Annotated in this window: 13 protein-coding genes; 3 read left to right on the top strand and 10 right to left on the bottom strand. The window is 40.7% G+C overall.

Going from position 1 to position 18,230, the window contains the following annotated elements; translation table 11 throughout:
- Nucleotides 1-20: 20 nt before the first annotated feature.
- The 4 genes from M2273_RS22340 to M2273_RS22325 all read right to left on the bottom strand — a co-directional run bounded on the left by M2273_RS22340 (nt 21) and on the right by M2273_RS22325 (nt 7,628).
- Nucleotides 21-1,247: a cytochrome c3 family protein gene (locus tag M2273_RS22340; RefSeq protein ID WP_429399995.1), complete on the bottom strand. Its 1,227-nt coding sequence runs from the start codon at nt 1,245-1,247 to the stop codon at nt 21-23.
- A gap of 165 nt (nt 1,248-1,412) precedes the next feature.
- A complete protein-coding gene (locus M2273_RS22335) occupies nt 1,413-2,906 on the bottom strand; it encodes a RagB/SusD family nutrient uptake outer membrane protein (protein WP_429399994.1) in 1,494 nt (497 codons plus the stop codon).
- A gap of 18 nt (nt 2,907-2,924) precedes the next feature.
- Nucleotides 2,925-6,344: a TonB-dependent receptor gene (locus M2273_RS22330; RefSeq protein ID WP_429399993.1), complete on the bottom strand. Its 3,420-nt coding sequence runs from the start codon at nt 6,342-6,344 to the stop codon at nt 2,925-2,927.
- A 252-nt stretch (nt 6,345-6,596) separates the two neighbouring features.
- Nucleotides 6,597-7,628 carry a FecR family protein gene (locus M2273_RS22325; protein WP_429399992.1) on the bottom strand — a complete coding sequence of 344 codons (1,032 nt, stop codon included), beginning with the start codon at nt 7,626-7,628 and terminating at the stop codon, nt 6,597-6,599.
- Between the two features lie 139 nt (nt 7,629-7,767).
- Here M2273_RS22325 and M2273_RS22320 point away from each other — a divergent pair, with 139 nt between their 5' ends.
- The gene (locus tag M2273_RS22320; RefSeq protein ID WP_429399991.1) at nt 7,768-8,205 is read left to right on the top strand and encodes a MarR family winged helix-turn-helix transcriptional regulator; all 438 of its coding nucleotides are present in this window, start codon (nt 7,768-7,770) and stop codon (nt 8,203-8,205) included.
- An 8-nt stretch (nt 8,206-8,213) separates the two neighbouring features.
- The gene (locus M2273_RS22315; RefSeq protein WP_429399990.1) at nt 8,214-8,714 is read left to right on the top strand and encodes a GNAT family N-acetyltransferase; all 501 of its coding nucleotides are present in this window, start codon (nt 8,214-8,216) and stop codon (nt 8,712-8,714) included.
- Here M2273_RS22315 and M2273_RS22310 read toward each other — a convergent pair.
- The 5 genes from M2273_RS22310 to M2273_RS22290 form a co-directional block, all read right to left on the bottom strand.
- Nucleotides 8,621-9,322, bottom strand: a complete 702-nt coding sequence (locus M2273_RS22310) for an RNA polymerase sigma-70 factor (RefSeq protein WP_429399989.1) — start codon at nt 9,320-9,322, stop codon at nt 8,621-8,623. The two genes, M2273_RS22315 and M2273_RS22310, sit on opposite strands and share 94 nt — an antisense overlap.
- Nucleotides 9,323-9,641: 319 nt before the next feature.
- Nucleotides 9,642-10,556, bottom strand: a complete 915-nt coding sequence (locus M2273_RS22305) for an NAD(P)/FAD-dependent oxidoreductase (protein WP_429399988.1) — start codon at nt 10,554-10,556, stop codon at nt 9,642-9,644.
- Between the two features lie 137 nt (nt 10,557-10,693).
- A complete protein-coding gene (locus M2273_RS22300; protein ID WP_429399987.1) occupies nt 10,694-13,255 on the bottom strand; it encodes a TonB-dependent receptor in 2,562 nt (853 codons plus the stop codon).
- A 163-nt stretch (nt 13,256-13,418) separates the two neighbouring features.
- A complete protein-coding gene (locus tag M2273_RS22295) occupies nt 13,419-14,834 on the bottom strand; it encodes a sugar porter family MFS transporter (protein WP_429399986.1) in 1,416 nt (471 codons plus the stop codon).
- On the bottom strand, nt 14,831-16,651 hold the full coding sequence (locus M2273_RS22290; RefSeq protein ID WP_429399985.1) for a class I mannose-6-phosphate isomerase: 1,821 nt from the start codon (nt 16,649-16,651) through the stop codon (nt 14,831-14,833). Before M2273_RS22290 ends, M2273_RS22295 begins: the two co-directional genes overlap by 4 nt.
- Nucleotides 16,652-16,925: 274 nt before the next feature.
- Between M2273_RS22290 and M2273_RS22285 the strand changes: the two genes are divergently transcribed.
- A complete protein-coding gene (locus tag M2273_RS22285; protein ID WP_429399984.1) occupies nt 16,926-17,654 on the top strand; it encodes a GntR family transcriptional regulator in 729 nt (242 codons plus the stop codon).
- A gap of 122 nt (nt 17,655-17,776) precedes the next feature.
- Here M2273_RS22285 and M2273_RS22280 read toward each other — a convergent pair whose 3' ends face one another.
- Nucleotides 17,777-18,100 (bottom strand): hypothetical protein, encoded by a 324-nt coding sequence (locus M2273_RS22280; protein ID WP_429399983.1) that lies wholly within the window; start codon nt 18,098-18,100, stop codon nt 17,777-17,779.
- Nucleotides 18,101-18,230: the final 130 nt, after the last annotated feature.

The following is an 18,230-nucleotide window of genomic DNA, read 5'->3' as shown; positions in this document are numbered from 1 at the left end:
AAAGCTCCCCCTTCGGGGGCTTACAAATTCTTTGTTTTTATAAAGGCTAAAATCTTTTGGGTTTCTTCCGGGTATATGGCAATCCGGTGGGTGCGCAACAGGTAAGGCGCGTTCATTTTACCCCCGGCCTCGCCTATCGTAATGATGTGGGAAGATTTTTGGGGCATGTGGCAGTTTATACAATAAGTGTTGATGGCCGTACCTAATTTGGGTGCCATGGTACAAAAATTATGTTTAGCCTCGCTATGGCAGCTTAAACATTTTTGTGTGTACAAAGCCAAACTTTGACTTTGGCTAACATGCGGGTTATGGCAAGTGCCGCAATCCATCTTGCTCATGATATAACATTTGCTTGTTGGCAGTAATGAACTTTGATTGCCATGCACATCAAGCGTAGCGGGTACCGGGCTGTTGCCTACAAAGTCGAGCTCTTTAAACTTAGCCAGGGTATCCCCCATTTGAAAACTAAATGATGACCTCAAAAAAGCGCCTTTAGTACCCGAGTGGCAAACAGCGCAGGCGTCCATTTTTTGGCCCCTGGTTAACGAGCTGTAAGTGGTTATATATTTTGCCTTCTTTTCATCGGGGTACGCGGTATGGTAATTTACATGATTGGCAGCCGGTCCGTGGCAACGCTCGCAATCAATTCCATATATCAGCGATGCCTTGTCAAACCCTACCGACATATGTTCCATAGGCAGTTCGCTAATGTATGAGGTATGGCACTCCAGGCATTTCCTTAAAATTGGCCTTTGGAAATTGACACGGGTGGGATCATAACCGGGGCTGTTTGCCCAGTTGTGCAAGGCAGTAAAGTACGATACCGGCAATTCAAATAATTGATTGTTTTTCCAGTACAGATAGGTTTGGGCATTTACAAGGCCAATGGTTATTTCAAATTTTTGTGCCTCGGTTTGTTTTCCATTTAAGTAACCCACCTGGTAAAGACTATCGCCCCGCTTTTCCATGGTCACTTTAAGGCCATTACCATATTCAAAAGTATTTGAATCTTTAGCAAAACTACCCTTGATGGTATTTGGTGATGCCGGGCCCGAAGTTTGAAAGTGAGCAGTGTGGATATAAGAATCATAAACACTGCTATGGCATTTTACGCAACTGGCCGAGCCCGCGTATATCTCGCCGCGTGGATCATCTTCGGGAGCACCACCGTTATAACATTGTGTTAAAATAAAACTTAAGGGGATCAGCGCAATTAAAACAAAGAAAAATGTCTTTTTTTTAAGCATATCTTTTAATTCAGCGTATTGGATAAAGCGGTTTAAAATTGGTTTGATCCTCTAAAAGATCATTATAAAATCAGCAACAATTTACTTCAATAATTAAACAAAACAAATAAAAAACAAAAGGCTGCCACCATGAGCGACAGCCTTTTGTTTAGGCCTGATTATTAATTAGTAACCAGGATTTTGTTTTACTTTACTGCCATTAGTGGTTTCATTTAATGGTATAGGTAAAATTTCATTAACACCTGCCTTAAAGCCTTTAAATGCAAGTGCTGTAGGGGCTTGACCCCATCTTACCAGGTCAAACCAGCGGTGGCCTTCTGTTGCCAGCTCCAGGCGCCTTTCGGTATAAATGTTTTGTAAAGTTGCAGGTACCGATGGTAAACCAACACGGCTACGTACTGCGTCCAATAATGTTTGTGCACGTCCGGTACCGCCTCCGTTAAGATCTGCTTCGGCTTCCATTAGGTAAGTATCAGCTAAACGGATCTCAATATAATCATTAGGCCAGTTCAAATCAGTAATACCTGTAGTTACTATGTTTGCTAACACGGGAGCGTATTTGTTTATAAAATACCCGGTGTTTTGATAGCTTGCCTCATAACTTGTACCGGTAGCTTTGGTTAAGCTATCAATATTTACAATAGTATAGCCATACCTTGGGTCGCCTTTCATGGCTGTAGCCAATTGGGTGGTTACCGGGTTAAAACCATAACCAGCGCCGTAATAAATTGGGCCTTTATAGTTACGCGGACCAACCATTTGTACTAAGATGTTTGATTTAAACTGGTCCCAGTTGCTCCAGGTATAGTTTTGCGTACCTGAGTGTACCAGTTCAAATATCGATTCGCTGTTAAATTTATTTTTAACGCTAAATACACTTCCAAAATTTGCCTGCAATTTGTAACCATAATTGGTGTTAACATCCTGCAGGGTTGTAGCGGCAAGCGCCCACTTTTTCTCGTATAAGTAAACTTTACCTAATAACGCTTTTGCAGCACCCTGGGTTACACGTCCGTTTTCGGCAGCGGCAACAGTTACCGGTAAACCATCAATGGCAGCTTTCAGATCTGTTTCTATTTGTGTATATACAGCCTCGGGAGTTGCCTGCGGCTGATCATATACGTTGGTAAGATTCAGGGTAGATAGAATCAAGGGCACATTTTTAAATAACCTAACCAGGTCAAAGTAATAATGTGCACGTAAAAATTGGCCTTCGGCTGTATATCTTTTTAAAAGATCGGCACTTAAACCAGGTACCTTGGGTAGTTGTTCCAACAATACGTCGGCACGATTTACACCCTGAAAATTAATAGCCCAAAACTGGTTTTGCGGACCAACCGTTGGAGAAATTGTATAGTTATTAATTGCCTGCCATGCCGGTACATCGGATGAACTGCCACCACCTGCAAAACAATCATCAGATGCCGAGTTAAGTGCACCCAGCGGTGAAGAATAGGTGTTGTCGATACCACCAGTTTCAGTAACCAAAGGGTCATATGCAGCCACTACAGCGGTAAGCGCCTGGGCAGGGTTGGCGTAATAATTTGACTGTAAAAACTCGCCCTGGGGTTGTAATTCCAGGAATGATTTTTTGCAGGATGCCATAGTGCCAATGCCCAACAAAATAGCTCCTGTATATATATAATATTTTGATTTCATGATAATTGTAATTTGTTATTATAAAGTAATATCTAAACCTGCCATGAATGTGCGGGCCTGAGGGTAAATACCCATATCAATACCACCGCTTATTTCCGGATCATAACCTTTATAACCTGTTATGGTAACGAGGTTATTGCTGCTTAAAAATACCCTAACCCTTTTTACATCGGCTGCTTTAAGCCATGATTGTGGTAAAGTGTAACCTAACTGCAGCGTTTTAATGCGGAAGTAAGCACCGTTTTGCAGATAGAAGTTTGATGGGTTTTTAAAGTTCTGATTAGGGTCTGCATCAGTTAAACGTGGGTAATTACTGCTGGCATTAGCTGGTGTCCAGGCATCCAAAGCCGCGATAGGATAATTAGCGCTGGCGATGTCTAAACGACGGTAGGCCTGGTAAATTTTATTACCCCAAACACCCTGTCCAAATAACTTGATATCAAAGTTTTTGTAATTGGCGTTGAAATTAATGCCATACGTAAATGTAGGCAGTGGGTTGCCCAGGAACTTACGGTCGGCCTGAGTAATTTTACCATCGCCATCAGTATCGGCCCATTTAAAATCGCCGGGTTTTGCATTTGGCTGTATCAGCTGGCCATTTTTAGTATAGGCATTGATCTCTGCCTGTGAGTGAAATACACCCAGTTCCTGAAATCCATAAAATTCACCAACCGGTTGTCCAACGGCTGTGCGGCCAATTTCATAAGTTGAGCTTTGTACAGTACCAACAGTAAAGTAATTGATCTGTGGACCCAGATTAGTTACCTCATTATGGTTATATGATATATTACCACTTACATTATAATTAAAGTCGCCTACTTTATTAGTATATCCCAGGCTAAGTTCAACACCCTTGTTTTCCATATCACCTACGTTAGCAAATGGCTGACCGCTAAAACCGGCATATGTAGGGAACTGTACTTGTTGTAGCATACCTTTAGTTAGCTTTCTGTACACATCAAAGGTTACACTTAAATTTTGGAACAACGTTGCATCAAAGCCAATATCGGCGCTGCGGGTTTCTTCCCATTTCAGGTCAGGGTTTGCCGGCGCGTTAGGGCTATAACCAATAATAAGTCCATCGTTACCAAACACATAATTACGACCGCTGCCAATAGTTGCGGCATACTGGAATGGATCAAGCGCCATTTCATTACCCACTATACCATATGAACCACGTAATTTAATAAAGTCGATAAATGTATTTTTCGGGAACCAATCTTCACGGCTCATTACATAACCAACCTGTGCAGATGGGAAAGTTCCGTATACATTATTGCTACCAAATTTTGATGATCCGTCACGACGAACAATACCGGTGAAAAGGTATTTTTGGTCATAATCATACGTTAACCTGGCAAAAGTTGACGCCAGTGTATGCGGCTGGGCGGTAATGCCATTGGCTATCCTGTTAGTAGCCGGTAAAGCGAAACCTGTTGAGGCATCGTCAAATGAGTTTACCGGTTCGCCAATAAATGTACCCCCTAAACCTGATGATGTTGTTTTTTGCGCGCTGGTACCCACCAAGGCAGTAAAATTATGCTTGCCAAATGCACGGGTATAAGTGGCTGTGTTGTCAAGGTTCCATGATAAATTCCTGTCATTTTCCTGGTATTGAGAAGTATTTGACAAGTTCTTGGTACTTGAATTCAGATAGTAGATAGGTGTAAAACCATCCTGACCATAATAAGCCTGTTTGGCGCTGATCTGCGACCTGATCTTTAAACCCTGAATTGGCTCGATCTCGGCAAAAGCGCTACCTAAAAGATTAGTGGCATAGCTGTAGTTACCTGCACGGGTTTGCGCATATGCCAATGGGTTCGTAATTTCCTGCGATACATAGTTTGATATACCGTATGGTAAACCCTGTGCATTATACACAATTGGATTAGTAGGATCGTTATAAATGGCTGCATTTGGCTGAGCGTTAACATTGTTAACTACCGCCGGTGTAAGTGGATCAAGATTGAGGGCTGAGCTAAGCGGACCACCAAATACACTGTTTGTATTACCTACGCTTTTGCTTCGTGTATAAGCATAAGTAAAGTTTTCGCCTATGGTAAACCATTTTTTAACTTTATAACTGGTATTGGTAGTAAAGTTAAATTTCTTGTAATCAGAAATATCAGGCGTAACTATACCTTTTTGATCAAGGTAACCAAAAGATGTATAGTAATTGGCTTTATCAGTAGCACCGCTGATGCTTAGGTTATGATTCTGGATTAGGGCGCTGTTGCTGAAAATTTCATTCTGCCAGTTAGTTCCGGTCCCGAATGATGAAGGGTTGGCAAATGCGGCTGCGTTACCGTCATTGGTCAGGGCTTCGTTCCTTAAAGTTGCATATTGTGATGCATTGGCTAATTTTACTTTACTAACCGGGCCTTGCACACCTACATAACCATTATAAGAGATTTGTGGCTCGCCTTTTTTTCCTTTTTTAGTGGTAACTATAATAACGCCATTTGACGCGCGCGAACCATAAATAGCAGCTGACGCGTCTTTTAAAACATCAATTGATTCTACATCATTCGGGTTAACGTTGTCAATGCCGCCGTTATCTACTACAACACCATCAATTACATATAAAGGATCGCTGTTTAGCCTTGAAGTAATACCCCTGATCCTGATCTGTGGTGTTGAACCTGGAGCGCCAGAGCTTTGAACAACATTTACACCCGTAGTTCTGCCTCTTAATGCATCATCAATACGGGTTACCTGCTGATCCTGCAGATCGGTAGCTTTAATACTGCTGATAGCTCCGGTAACCGTAAGTTTCTTTTGCGTACCATAACCTACTACCACAACTTCGGTCAGGTTTTTTACACCTTCAACCATGGTTATGGTAATATTGGTTTGGTTGCCAACAGTAACCTCCTGGTTGTTAAAGCCAATATAGGCCACTACCAGTACTGAACCCGGACTTGCTACGCTTAATTTAAAATTACCGTTCAGATCGGTAGATACACCATTAGTAGTACCTTTTTCTAAAATGCTGGCGCCGATTATCGGCTCGCCGGTTTTATCAACTACTTTACCGGTTATGGTTACGGCCGTTGATGCATCAGCGTTTACAGTTGATATAATTACAGGTTCAGTAGCATTTAAAGGCACGGCATCAGTAGCTTTACCCAGAACAATCCTGTCCTGCAATACTTCGTAATTAATGCCTTTGCTTTTTAATACCTGATCAAGCACATTTTTAAGCGACTGGTTTTCCATATTGATGGTAACCTTCTGTAAACCGTTAATGGCATCGCTGCTGTATATAAATTTAACGTTGTCATTTTTTTGCAAATGAGTTAATACATCAACCAATGTGGTGTTATTTAATGATATGCTTATCTTTCTATTAAGTATATCCTGAGCATTCAAAGTGTTTGAATATGCTATGCCACTTAACATGGTCGATATCAGAATTTGAATAAATGTAATCCTCATGATTTGATACCAGGGAATGGGTGTTCGTAAACGAAATTTCATATATTTGTTATGTTTCTTTTTAAAAATGAGACAATTAACGCCCCGTCACCATTAAAAATGGTGTCCATCGATAGTGGGCTAATCTGAACTTAGGAGTGGTCGTAACACTTCTAAGTTTTTTTATTTTATGCCGGTTTTTACTGGCTTTATAATGGTATTTAAGCTTTTGTTCTCTGTTTCATCCGTTTATTGTTTGGTTAATTAATTGGTTTATTTAAGTTCAATAGTGTTATTTTTTATCTCGTAATCGATATTTAACGATTTATTAAGCGCCTCCAAAACATCGGGCAGGTTAAAACCAGAAAAATCGGCATTAAGCATATAATGATTTAGTTTTTCATTTGCCGCCACGATATGAACATGGTACTTGGAGTTAAGTACCGGGATAATATCTTTCAAAAGCTTGTTATCAAATAAAAGATCCACACGGTTCCATATTTTCAGGGCAGGCTCATCCGCGGTGCTTTCGGGCTTTAGGGTATGATCGTTTGTTGAATACACCACTTTTTGATGTGGGTAAAGCATAACATCACCTTTAGCTATACTTAACGAAGCATTATTAATATTTTGTTTTGTTTTTATGCTCACAGAAACCTTACCTGTAACAACCGATACATCGGCCTCGCTGCTTTGATCATTATCACGTATGCGGAAACTTGTTCCCCAAACTTTAGTAATGATGGAGCGGCTATTGATAATAAAAGGACGTTTAGGATTCTTAGTAACCTCAAAAAAGCACTCACCCGACATGAAAACCACCCGTGAGGAAGCGGCAAATACTTTAGGATATCTCAATTGTGCATGAGGGCTCAACCATACAGAACTACTATCAGGAAGTATTGACTTGTAAATACGGTTTGAATTGTTAGTTATAGCTACTATTTGCAGCTGTTCCGCATCAGCAGAAAGTTTTTTGTTTACCTGTACTTTTTGATAGGTGCCTATGGTTATGGCTACAAGCAGCACGGCAGCAACACCACTTACCCACTGCCAGGTATGCAACCTGCGGATGCCTGATGTTTTTACCGGCGTTTCCTCATCATTTACAACATCTATATTGTTTATTATACTGTTGTATATCTTTTCCTCCAATTCCTTTTGCCCGCTTGTGCTTAGGGTAGGTGTATAATCAGGATCATGCTCAAATGACTGGTACCATTGTTTTACCAATGCAACCTCGGCCTCCGTGCAATTCCCATTAATATACTTTTCCAGTAATTCAATTGATAGATGTTCTTTCATGAAAAAGAAATAATTCGGTTTATACTATGATTGACGTTTATGAAAGGCACATCCCTTAGTCGGGAAATAATTTTTTTTAAAATTTCTTTAACAATAAATATAGTTGACAAAGTCCACCATATTTATTTACCTTTGTAATATGGCTACCACAATAAATCCTATCCCTGATATCAGGGCATTCAACCGGTTTTATACAGACATTATTGGTTTGTTAGACAAACACTTGCTAAATAGCGCTTACTCCCTTGCCGAAGCCAGGATCATTTATGAAATCTATATTGGAGGAAATGTACAGGCATCTCAAATTATGACAGCTATGAATATTGATAAGAGCTATTTAAGCAGGTTGTTAAAAAAGCTGGAAAAGGAGAAATTGATTATCAAAAAACCATCCGGTCATGATGCCCGGGCTATGCTGATCTCCTTAACCAAAAATGGCTTGAAGGAGTTTGATACCCTGAATAAAGCCTCTGATGAACAGATCGGTAAACTGCTTACCAATTTAAACAATACAGATCAGCAGGAGTTGGTATCGCATATGAATTCAATAATGAACATTTTTAAAAAGCAGCAATAATTATTACCATGGATACGCAAATAACTCTTAATGATATCAAATTAAGAAAAGAACTATTACCAGGAGATCTGGGATATATTGCCTACCTGCATGGGAAACAGTACGCTAAAGAACTTGGCTATGGATTAAACTTTGAGGGCTATGTTCTGGAAGGCCTGCAGGAGTTCGCGCGCCAGTATGCCCCCTCTAAAGACCGGGTATGGATTTGTGAGCATGATCAGCAAATTATTGGATTTCTTGTGGGTGTTAACCGGGAACAATCGGTTCAACTGCGATATTTCATTTTCCTGCCGGAGTATCGAGGAATAGGGCTCGGAAAAAAATTGATGGATGAGTTTATAGCTTATATGAATGAACTTGGTTATAAAAAAGCGTATCTATGGACAACTAATGAACAACAGGCAGCGATATCGCTCTATACCAGATATGGCTTCCGTTTAACTGAAGAAAAAGTATCGCACGCATTTGATAAACCACTGATTGAATTAAGATACGATCTGGTATTATAGGCAGGCTTAATAGATCTTTGGATTACTTTACCAGCAAAAGCAAGCGCCGCGATCAGGAGGTAATGACTAAGCGTAAGACGTATTTTTTTCAGCGCTTTGGTTAGGTGCTGCTCTACTGTTTTTTCAGATATGCCCAGGTAGCTGGCAATTTCTTTATTGGTTTTATGCTCCTTGCGGCTCAGTTCATATACAGAACGGCATTTATCAGGCAAATGACTTATCTCTTCTTCAATGGTGTAAGTCAGGTCCTTCAGCATAATGGCATCTTCGGTCGAGTTATCAGCCTCTGTGTGCACAACTTTAAAAGCCTGGTTATACTTTGCCCTTACCAATTCTTTACGGTAAATATCAATAACCTGATGGGTAACTGCCGAAAACAGATAGGCGCCTATGGTGGTGTTAATTTGAAGTAATTGTCTTTTTGTCCATAGATTGGTGAAAAGCTCCTGTACAACCTCCTCCGCTAATTCCTTACTTTTTAACCTTTTATATGCTTCGTCAAATAGTCTTTTCCAGTACCGGGAGTATATCTCACGGAATGCATTAAGCCTGTCTTGCCTCAGCAATCTTATCAGTTCCTCTTCGGACAGCTCTGTAAAATCAGTCATAACCTAAATAACACCCAGGTTAATATGATGTAATTAAAATATTAACCAATCAACAAAACTGAAAAAAAATCAAATACCAACCAAATGCGGATTGTAATAGTTTCGTTGAATTTTTCATTTGTTTCGTAACATTTTAGTTAATAAAAACTTACAAAGTGTTTTATTAACACTTTGCCATGTAAAAACTGTCGCCATACTTTCATAGAAAACTGGTTTAAACTATAAAGGCAACCAGTAAAACAGGCTGCCTTTTTGTATTTCAATAGATTGAACTTAGTTTTATAAATATCCTATTCGCTGATCAGGTTATCGGTATGGATTAAATATAATTATTGTCAATTAAATCTTTATTGATAATTGCGCCTGCTACTGTACCCGCCGCTACAACCCCTGCTACTGAACGCATAGGTGAGGTGTTATCGCCTGCGGCATAAATGCCTTGAATATTGGTTCGGCTAAAACCGTCAACATTTATGTATCCGGCATCGGTAAAATCACAACCCAATTGCTGAGGCAAATTACAGTGTTGGGTAAAAGCCGGTCTTGTATATAATGCAGCTAAAGCATAGGTTTCATTATTTTGAAGCTTTATACTTTTTATTCTCCCGTTTTCATGAACTATGGTTTTAACATCCGCCTCTTCAATTTTTATATTATGTGATCTTAGTTTTTTTGCCTGTTCAGCACTAAGTGTCGATATACCGTTGGTAAATAACGTAAGATCATCGGTCCAGTTACTAATGAGCTTTGCGTATTCATATCCTATATCTCCATTACCCAGAATACCGGTAGACTGATGGCGCACTTCATATCCGTGACAATAAGGGCAATGCAATATGGTAATACCCCAACACTCGGCAAACCCGGCGATATCAGGCATCACATCAGTTATGCCGGTAGCAAATAATACCACCTGCGCGGTGTAGGTTTGCCCCGCCAGGGTGTGTATTTTAAAGCCATCTGTGAGTTTTGATCCGTCAGTAACAAAGTCACCAATCAGTTTAACAGTTTTATATTTTTCAAGCTGCTCCCTGGCAATATTGGTTATAGCGGCCGGAGTTTCACCATCGCGGGTTAAAAAGTTATGTGAATGGGGCGTTTGGCGGTTACATGGTTTACCTGCATCAACAACCAACACTTTACGCAGTGCACGGCCCAAAGCGGTAGCCGCCGAAAGGCCGGCATAGCTACCGCCAATAATAATTACATCAAAATCCATTTCAAAATTGCTCATCGCCTTATTTTATTAGTAATGAGGGCAAGTTACTTAAAAGAATTTAAATGCAACATTATTGCATTTAAATTCTTTGGAAAGCAAAGAAACTGACAATCGCATGATTATCATACACTTCCTTCAATACCACTACAATTTTACTTAATCGCAAGCGTAAGTGTGGTATAATAAAAGCCACCAATGGCCGGGCCGCCCAAAAATGAATTGTAATATTTATTGGTGAGGTTGGTAGCGCCTACTTTTAAATTAAGTCCGGTTTTTAAAAAGTCATAATTTACCTGCGCGTCTATAGTACCGTAAGCAGCCACATCGCCATTAACTAAAAACGATTGCCAGTAAAAGCCACTTTGCCACTTATAAGTTGCATTAAAACCAAAGTTACCCACTACTCTGTTGCCGCCAAAAGAGAGATTGGTGATCCATTGCGGGGTATTAAAACCATCTTCCAGCGCATCCTCATTAGCGGTACGTTGTAACCTGGCGTAAGATACATTGCCTGTTAAAACATACTTCTGGAATAATTTATAGGATAAGCCTAAACTGCCTCCTATATTGTACACTGTGCTTTGCGAGTTTGTCCAGGCCCGGTAACGGGCTTGTTTGGTTTTATCATTCAGATAATAGGGTATGGAATCAGCCTTTTGGGTGTTAGGTACATTGATCTCTACCTGGCCAATAAAATTGTTGTATTTATTGTAGTAAAAGTCGGCATCAACGCTGAGCTGCCCATCAAACAGTATAGATTTATAACCCGCTTCAAATGAATTGATATGTTCAGGTTGCAGGTAGGTATAGGTGTTCTTTTTCAGTAAACCCTTCTCCTTTTCAATGGCAGCATCTGTACTTAAGCCTGCGTTAAAATCATTCTTTACCGCAGCCTGGAAAGCATCAATTGAAGTACGCAGGTAGGAGTTTTCAAATACCCCGTTTGATACCACCTTTAAACCGCCAATACGCTTAACACCGCCACTGTTCACGTTTGAGAATGCCTCGAATATGCTTGGGAAACGATAACCGCTTTGAAAAGATATCCTGAAATTTTGCTCAGCTACCGGCGAGTAAACAGCAGTAAAACGCGGGTTCAGTTTAAGATCAAAATAATCGTTCCTGTCTGCACGCAGGGTGGCCGATAGTTTAAGTTCATTATCAAAAAGCTCTTTGGCCACCTGCACAAAGCCGCCGGTTTTGCTATAATCTATATTGCTATAGGCCTTACCCGGTACATAATTAATAAAGTAGTTACCATCCGGGTGAATGATATAGGTACGGTGATCAAACCCAGCCAGCAGATCGATCCCTGTTTCTTTTTGGAACGTTGGGGATATGGCATTGGAGATATTTACCTGCCCTTCTACATGCAGCAGATCATCCTTTACCCGTAATGCAGCCCCTATATCCCAGTTATTGATATCGGCCAGTTTATCAAGTGCATTTTTGAAAGCAGCCGTTCCGGGTTGGTACCTGCCTGCATCAGCCAGTTGCCGGGCTTGCTGCAAAGCTTGCGGAACCGAGACCCCTGCCCCTGTAGCCGCATTAAAGCCTTTGGTAAAATCGGCATACCAGGTATTATCATCCTTATAATTCCTGTCTATGTTTTCGCCGGCAGAGCGCAGGTTGTATGATTTACCCGTGTTTTCGCTTGTCCAGTAGCCGCGTACCTGGTAAATGTTATTTTTTATCTCCAACGCGTGCTGCTGCAAAATATAGCCCGATAGCCGGAAACGATTGGCTCGCTGGTAAATATTATCCAGATCGGCAAAGCGATAAGTATAGTTGATCCGGGTATTTTCATTCAGTTTATAAGCCAGTCCAACATCCACCTTTACGTTATGCAAATCGTAACTGGTTACATCCTTTTCGGCATAACCGGTGCGTGCAATGGAGTATTGTTTGCCACCCAGCGTTACAGTTTTTCGGTCTGATGATTCATTGCCATAGCCATTTACCGGATCATAACCCGGATTATCCGGTCCACCAGCTATGCCCAGCTTAGCGTTTGCGGCGGCGTTCAAATCGGTTGTGTTATCAGCTATCCAATCATATCCTGTGGTATAGGTTCCATTCAATTTAAAGGCGAATTTTTTGGATACGGCCTTAGCTATCCGGAAACTGGTCTCTGAAAATAGTTTAGCCGAGGTTTCTTTATCGCCAACATGATTTATCCCTGTTTTTTGCTGAATACTGATGCCCTGACTGGTAAAAGGATCTTTAGTGATAAAATTAGCCAGGCCGTTAATGGCATTCAATCCATACAATGCTGATGCTGTACCGGGAATGATCTCCACACTTTCTATATCCAGATCACCTGGCCCCAGGGCATTGCCTATTGGGGCACCTATATGCGGCGCCTGATTATCAACCCCATCAACCAGTTGGGTAAAGCGCACATTGGTGGTATTGGCAAAACCCCTGGTATTAATGATCCGGAAACCAAGACTGGGTGTTATTAACTGAACACCTTTTACATTTTCCAACGCGTCAAAAAACGATGGCGCGGCCGACCGCTTAAAATCTGCAGCTGTTATTTTTTCGATACTTATCGGCGACCGTAAGATACTTTCACTAATCCTCGAAGCGGAAACCACCACTTCATTAAGCTCATGTTTTTTTATTTGTGTGGTATCGCTTTTTTTGGATACCGTATCAGCCGGAATGATCTTTTTCCGGCTTTGAGCATATAGTACACTGCCAGTAAGCATTATTGGGATTAGAAGAAAGTACTTTTTTAGCATAGGTGGTTGTTTTCTGCTAATTTATTCGATATATTTTTATTTATATAACGATATTCAAAATAAAACCAATTCATTTTTAAAGAATTGGCTGCGGTGCTATGGGTAACTATATTATGCCTTTTTACTGCTATTATTTATGCGTTTCTTTCCAGTAAGCTTCAATATTTTCCAATGACCGACCTTTGGTTTCGGGTATCAGTTTCCAGGTAAGCCAAAGAGCGGGCGAGCAGCACAGTGCAAATAACCAGAATGTCCATGAAGAACCTAAACCTTCTAACATCAAGGGCGTAAGCTGTCCTACCAAAAAATTACCCACCCATAAAGACAGGGTAGCCAATGCCATGGCCTTACCCCTAATAGCATTAGGAAATATTTCGCCAACCACCACCCAGCAAACCGGCCCGAACGAAAAAGCAAAACAGGCTATAAAAGCAAGAATGAAGATCAGGATCCAGGGGCCTGAGGTTATACCCAGCCCAAACAAAGCCCCAATAATGATCAATGAAAATACAGCGCCGCCAATACCTGCAAACAACAACGGTCTGCGGCCCCATTTATCAATAGTAAAAATGGCCACAAAGGTAAATACCACATTAACCAAACCTATGGTTACCTGCCCACCCAACGCATTGCTGAGGGTAAAGCCTGCTTGCTCCAGAATCCTGGGGCCGTAATAAATAACAGCGTTTATACCACATACCTGCGACAGAAAGGGCAGCAGTAAACCTATCCATAAAGCACGGCGGTAAATGGGGGTAAACAATTCCTTAAGAGAGCCTTCATCATTATCACCCAGGGAGTTAAATGCTTCTATCTCTTTTTGGGCGGCCTCAGCGCCGTCAATCCTAACCAGTATAGCCATAGCTTTTTGCTCCTGCCCTTTTAATAGCAACCATCGTGGCGATTCGGGTACTAAAAACAGGCTGATCAAAAATATACCGGCTGGTAATGTGCCTAAACCCAGCATCCCCCGCCACACATCGGCCGAAAATATTTTCCCCAGGCTTGCACTGTCAAATGTATCAGCGGCATGATTGGCCAGGTACGCATTTGAAAAATAGGCCAATACAATGCCTATGGTTAAAGCCAACTGGTAAAGGGATACCATCATTCCGCGAAAACGTGACGGCGAAAACTCCGATATATATAATGGCGATACCATAGAAGCCACGCCAATACCCAACCCACCAATTAAGCGAAATAAAATTAATGTTGTAAACGAGTCTGAAAGCATACAACCCAATGCCGATGCAAGGAACAAAACCGCCGAAATGATCAATACAATCTTACGGCCGTATTTGTCGCTCAATTTACCTGAGCAACTTACACCAATGATGCAGCCCAACAACGCGCAGCTTACAAACCAGCCCTCGCTAACTGCATTTAAGCTAAAATCGTGCTTAACCAAGCTTACCGTTCCTGAAATTACAGCAGTATCAAACCCAAATAAAAACCCGCCAAGGGCGGCCACCAAACAAACGAAGTACAGGTAGGTATTGCTCATTTTTGCCTCTTTATTGTTTACGGTTGTTATTACTTCATTCATTTTAAAAAGGCTTTGATAACTTTTGCACGGCTTTGCCCCAGGTTGGTTAATGTGTATGACGTTGCAGCTGCCGGTACCACAAAAGTTTCGGCGTAAGCAAAAACATGTTCTGTTCCGTCGGCAGTTTTTATAGATACTGCTGCACCTTCAACCAGCATCATTACGTGGCATTGATTATTGGTTTTAACTTTGATTTCGCTGTCAAATTCCATGCGGTGAACATCGTAAAAATGCTCGCGGTGTGTTGGTAAATGAACTATTTGCCAATCCTCGCCCTGTTGTATAACCGCTGGTTTTGAAATAAGCTCATCCTGAACTTTTTGTCCTTTGCGGCTAAAGTCGAGGTTATTAAATGCGTGATCAATATTTATAGGCCGCGGGTTGCCATCAAGATCAAGCCTTAACCAATCGTACATTTTAAAGGTAAAGATGTAAGGCGTAGCACTGATCTCCAGTACCAGATTATCAACTCCGGCGCTGTGTACCGTACCATTCGGAATTAAAAACAAGTCGTGCCTTTTAGCAGTATGGGCCTGCACATATTTTTTTATTTCAACCTCTTTATTTTCGGCCTGGCTTGTTTCAAGTACCGATCTGAATTCTTCCGGGTCAATACCTTCCCGGAAACCTAAATAAACCTCGGCTTTATCCTTGCAATCCAGTATATAATAAGTTTCGTCCTGGGTTATGGTTTCCCCAAAATTGTCTTGTATATATTTTAATTTAGGATGGCATTGGATGGATAAATTGCCCCCATCATAAGTATCCAGAAAATCAAAGCGGATAGGGAAATCATGGCCAAACTTTTGCGCGTGTGCCCCTAACACCTGTTCCTGGTTATGGAACATCAGAAAATCAAATGATACCTCAAGCAGGTAACCATCGCTTTCAAAAACCAAACCATTTTCGGGCACTATCAACTCAAACGACCAGGCGTAATTTACCACATCCTTGTTTAAGCTTTTTATATGCTCCCTTATCCAATGTCCTCCCCACGCGCCAGGTTCAAACCAGGGCCTAACCCTAAAAACCGACCGGCTAAGGCGATTTAGGCCAGTCAAAAAGTCAACCCGGTGCATCCAGTTAATATCATCAGGCCATTGTCCGTCAGCTATTAAGGCTATTTTGCCCAATATTTGCTTTTTATAGTTATTTAGTAAAACCCAGTCAACAAAGTAAAACCGCTTGTACATATAAAACGGATCGTTAACCTGATCGGTCCCCAGATTGGTTACGGAGCCGGCCCGCATCCTAAACTGCAATTCGTTTTTTGGCAGGTCTATATAAATTACCGGAGCATCCCAACCAATCCACGCAGCGGCCGTGCCAATAACTATATTAATATCATATTCATTATTTATTGTTTGTTCTGTTAACTTATCCAGCTCATAAAAATCATGCAGTGATAAAGTACACTTTGTTCCCCATACAGCATCCTCCGCACCCATAAATGGCTTAACCAAAGCTTCAATTACTTCGGCGGGTTTTAAATATTCTGAAGTTTGTACCCAGTTAACCGTTAAGCCTCTTTTTGCAAAATATTTATTTAATGAACCTTGTATCCTATTCCAAAAAACCCCGGCATAGCCATCAATTATCACTGTTTTTTTACCGGCAATATATTGGCCCAGCGAATCATATCCATTAAAAATTTTCCCACTCCCTACCGAACATACCGGATAAATATTGTATTCGTCCTTTTCGGTACCCGAGCTGTTTAACTTTACTGGCATTAAAAATTGTGACGATTTTCGGAACAATACTTCCTCAGGTTTAGGTTGTCCAGGAGTGTTGGTATTAGGTTGATCAGTATTCATTTATTTGTAATAATGTATGAACATATTAATTAACATTTATAAAGAACTTAAAGGCCTATTCCTTTATATTTGTAACATTCAAAACAGATTGGCTTATTATTTATTATGTACAAACATATAAATAATTTCATAATCCAAATAATTTTCAAATTAATTTATTTTCGTATATAAATAAGTAAAACGGCTAATAATAAAAACTATTTCAAAACGTCTTTATGTAGTAACAAATAAACTTGTTATTAAAAAATGGTTATCATTGTAATTTATTCGATAAATGAAATACGCTATAGACCATAAAAGCCCTATTCCTTTACACGTACAGGCCGAAGCTCTTTTAAGAAAGTTAATAGCCGAAGAAGAATATCAGGAAGGTAAGCTTTTACCCAACGAAGTTGACCTTGCCAAAAAACTGGCCATATCTCGTACAACTTTAAGACAAGCCATCAATAAATTGGTTTTTGAAGGATTACTGGTGCGCAAAAAAAGATTTGGCACCAAGGTTGCCCAGGCTGCGGTTAGTTCAAAATCAAATAACTGGCTAAGCTTTTCGCAGGAAATGGCATTAAGGGGTATACCCATTAAGAATTTTGAACTGCATGTTACCTGGGTTTTCCCGGATGAGACCTTAGCCAAATTCTTTGAAATAAAACCCGACCGCAAAGTATTAAAAATGGAACGGGTTAGGGGGCGGGCCGATGAGCCTTTTGTTTATTTTGCTTCTTATTTTCACCCCCGCGTTGGTCTTACCGGCGATGAAGATTTCAAAAGACCATTGTATGAAATGCTGGAACAGGACCATTCTGTTATCGCCACCTTATCAAAAGAAGAGATCAGTGCTAAATCGGCCGGTAGTTTCATTGCCGAAAAGTTGCGGGTAAGTGTTGGCAGCGCAGTGCTGTTCAGAAAAAGATTTGTTTTTGACCAGGGCGAAAGGCCTATTGAATACAATCTTGGTTATTACAAGGCTGATAGTTTTGTTTATACAGTAGAGAGCTCCCGGTAATTTACATACAAAAAAAAGAATGTCACATTGCTTGTCGAAGCATTATGAGCAGGCCTTTACACACAACCCTCCGACAAGCATAGGATGACAGATCCCTTTGCTTAATAAGATACTTTGGATAATTAAGTACGCGGTCTTTTGGGATTAAAGGCTACTAAATAGTTCAGTTCCTCATTTAAAACATTGTTCCTATCCTGTTTTTGTTCTTCTTTATGGGCCGACTGATTGAGCCTTGTTTTAATAGTGTGGAGTACCTGCAACAGGATCTCGGGAAATATTTTGGCGGCAACGGTAGGGTAGTAATCCTTCTGAATTTTTATTCTTTCGGTATTGGTAACCATGCTCAATTCCCAATTATCCTCGCCTTTAAAGCCATGTTCTTTGGCTGTGTTCAATAGATCGAACATGTACATACGGGTTTGGCTTTCAATTGTTTGCTTATCCATTATCATAGTTTGTTATCTCTTAGGGTTAGTTCCTTTGTTACCGGGTACCAGCAATTACCAATATAAGGGCAGCATTTTAAAAACATGGCGATTATTGATATAACCATTCTTTTATATGATTGCACTGATA

Origin of the sequence: Mucilaginibacter lappiensis, assembly GCF_050433765.1 — a bacterium.
Classification (GTDB): Bacteria; Bacteroidota; Bacteroidia; order Sphingobacteriales; family Sphingobacteriaceae; genus Mucilaginibacter; species Mucilaginibacter lappiensis_A.
Note: the sequence above shows the minus strand (reverse complement) of the source record. Positions and strands in the feature narration are given on the sequence as shown.

What these genes read in the sequence shown, in the direction of transcription:
- M2273_RS22330 (WP_429399993.1), bottom strand. Translation starts at nt 6,344, where the DNA reads ATGAGGATTACATTTATTCAAATTCTGATATCGACCATGTTAAGTGGC.
- M2273_RS22290 (WP_429399985.1), bottom strand. Translation starts at nt 16,651, where the DNA reads ATGAATACTGATCAACCTAATACCAACACTCCTGGACAACCTAAACCT.
- M2273_RS22280 (WP_429399983.1), bottom strand. Translation starts at nt 18,100, where the DNA reads ATGGATAAGCAAACAATTGAAAGCCAAACCCGTATGTACATGTTCGAT.
- M2273_RS22340 (WP_429399995.1), bottom strand. Translation starts at nt 1,247, where the DNA reads ATGCTTAAAAAAAAGACATTTTTCTTTGTTTTAATTGCGCTGATCCCC.
- M2273_RS22285 (WP_429399984.1), top strand. Translation starts at nt 16,926, where the DNA reads ATGAAATACGCTATAGACCATAAAAGCCCTATTCCTTTACACGTACAG.
- M2273_RS22320 (WP_429399991.1), top strand. Translation starts at nt 7,768, where the DNA reads ATGGCTACCACAATAAATCCTATCCCTGATATCAGGGCATTCAACCGG.
- M2273_RS22295 (WP_429399986.1), bottom strand. Translation starts at nt 14,834, where the DNA reads ATGAATGAAGTAATAACAACCGTAAACAATAAAGAGGCAAAAATGAGC.
- M2273_RS22335 (WP_429399994.1), bottom strand. Translation starts at nt 2,906, where the DNA reads ATGAAATCAAAATATTATATATATACAGGAGCTATTTTGTTGGGCATT.
- M2273_RS22315 (WP_429399990.1), top strand. Translation starts at nt 8,214, where the DNA reads ATGGATACGCAAATAACTCTTAATGATATCAAATTAAGAAAAGAACTA.
- M2273_RS22305 (WP_429399988.1), bottom strand. Translation starts at nt 10,556, where the DNA reads ATGAGCAATTTTGAAATGGATTTTGATGTAATTATTATTGGCGGTAGC.
- M2273_RS22300 (WP_429399987.1), bottom strand. Translation starts at nt 13,255, where the DNA reads ATGCTTACTGGCAGTGTACTATATGCTCAAAGCCGGAAAAAGATCATT.
- M2273_RS22325 (WP_429399992.1), bottom strand. Translation starts at nt 7,628, where the DNA reads ATGAAAGAACATCTATCAATTGAATTACTGGAAAAGTATATTAATGGG.
- M2273_RS22310 (WP_429399989.1), bottom strand. Translation starts at nt 9,322, where the DNA reads ATGACTGATTTTACAGAGCTGTCCGAAGAGGAACTGATAAGATTGCTG.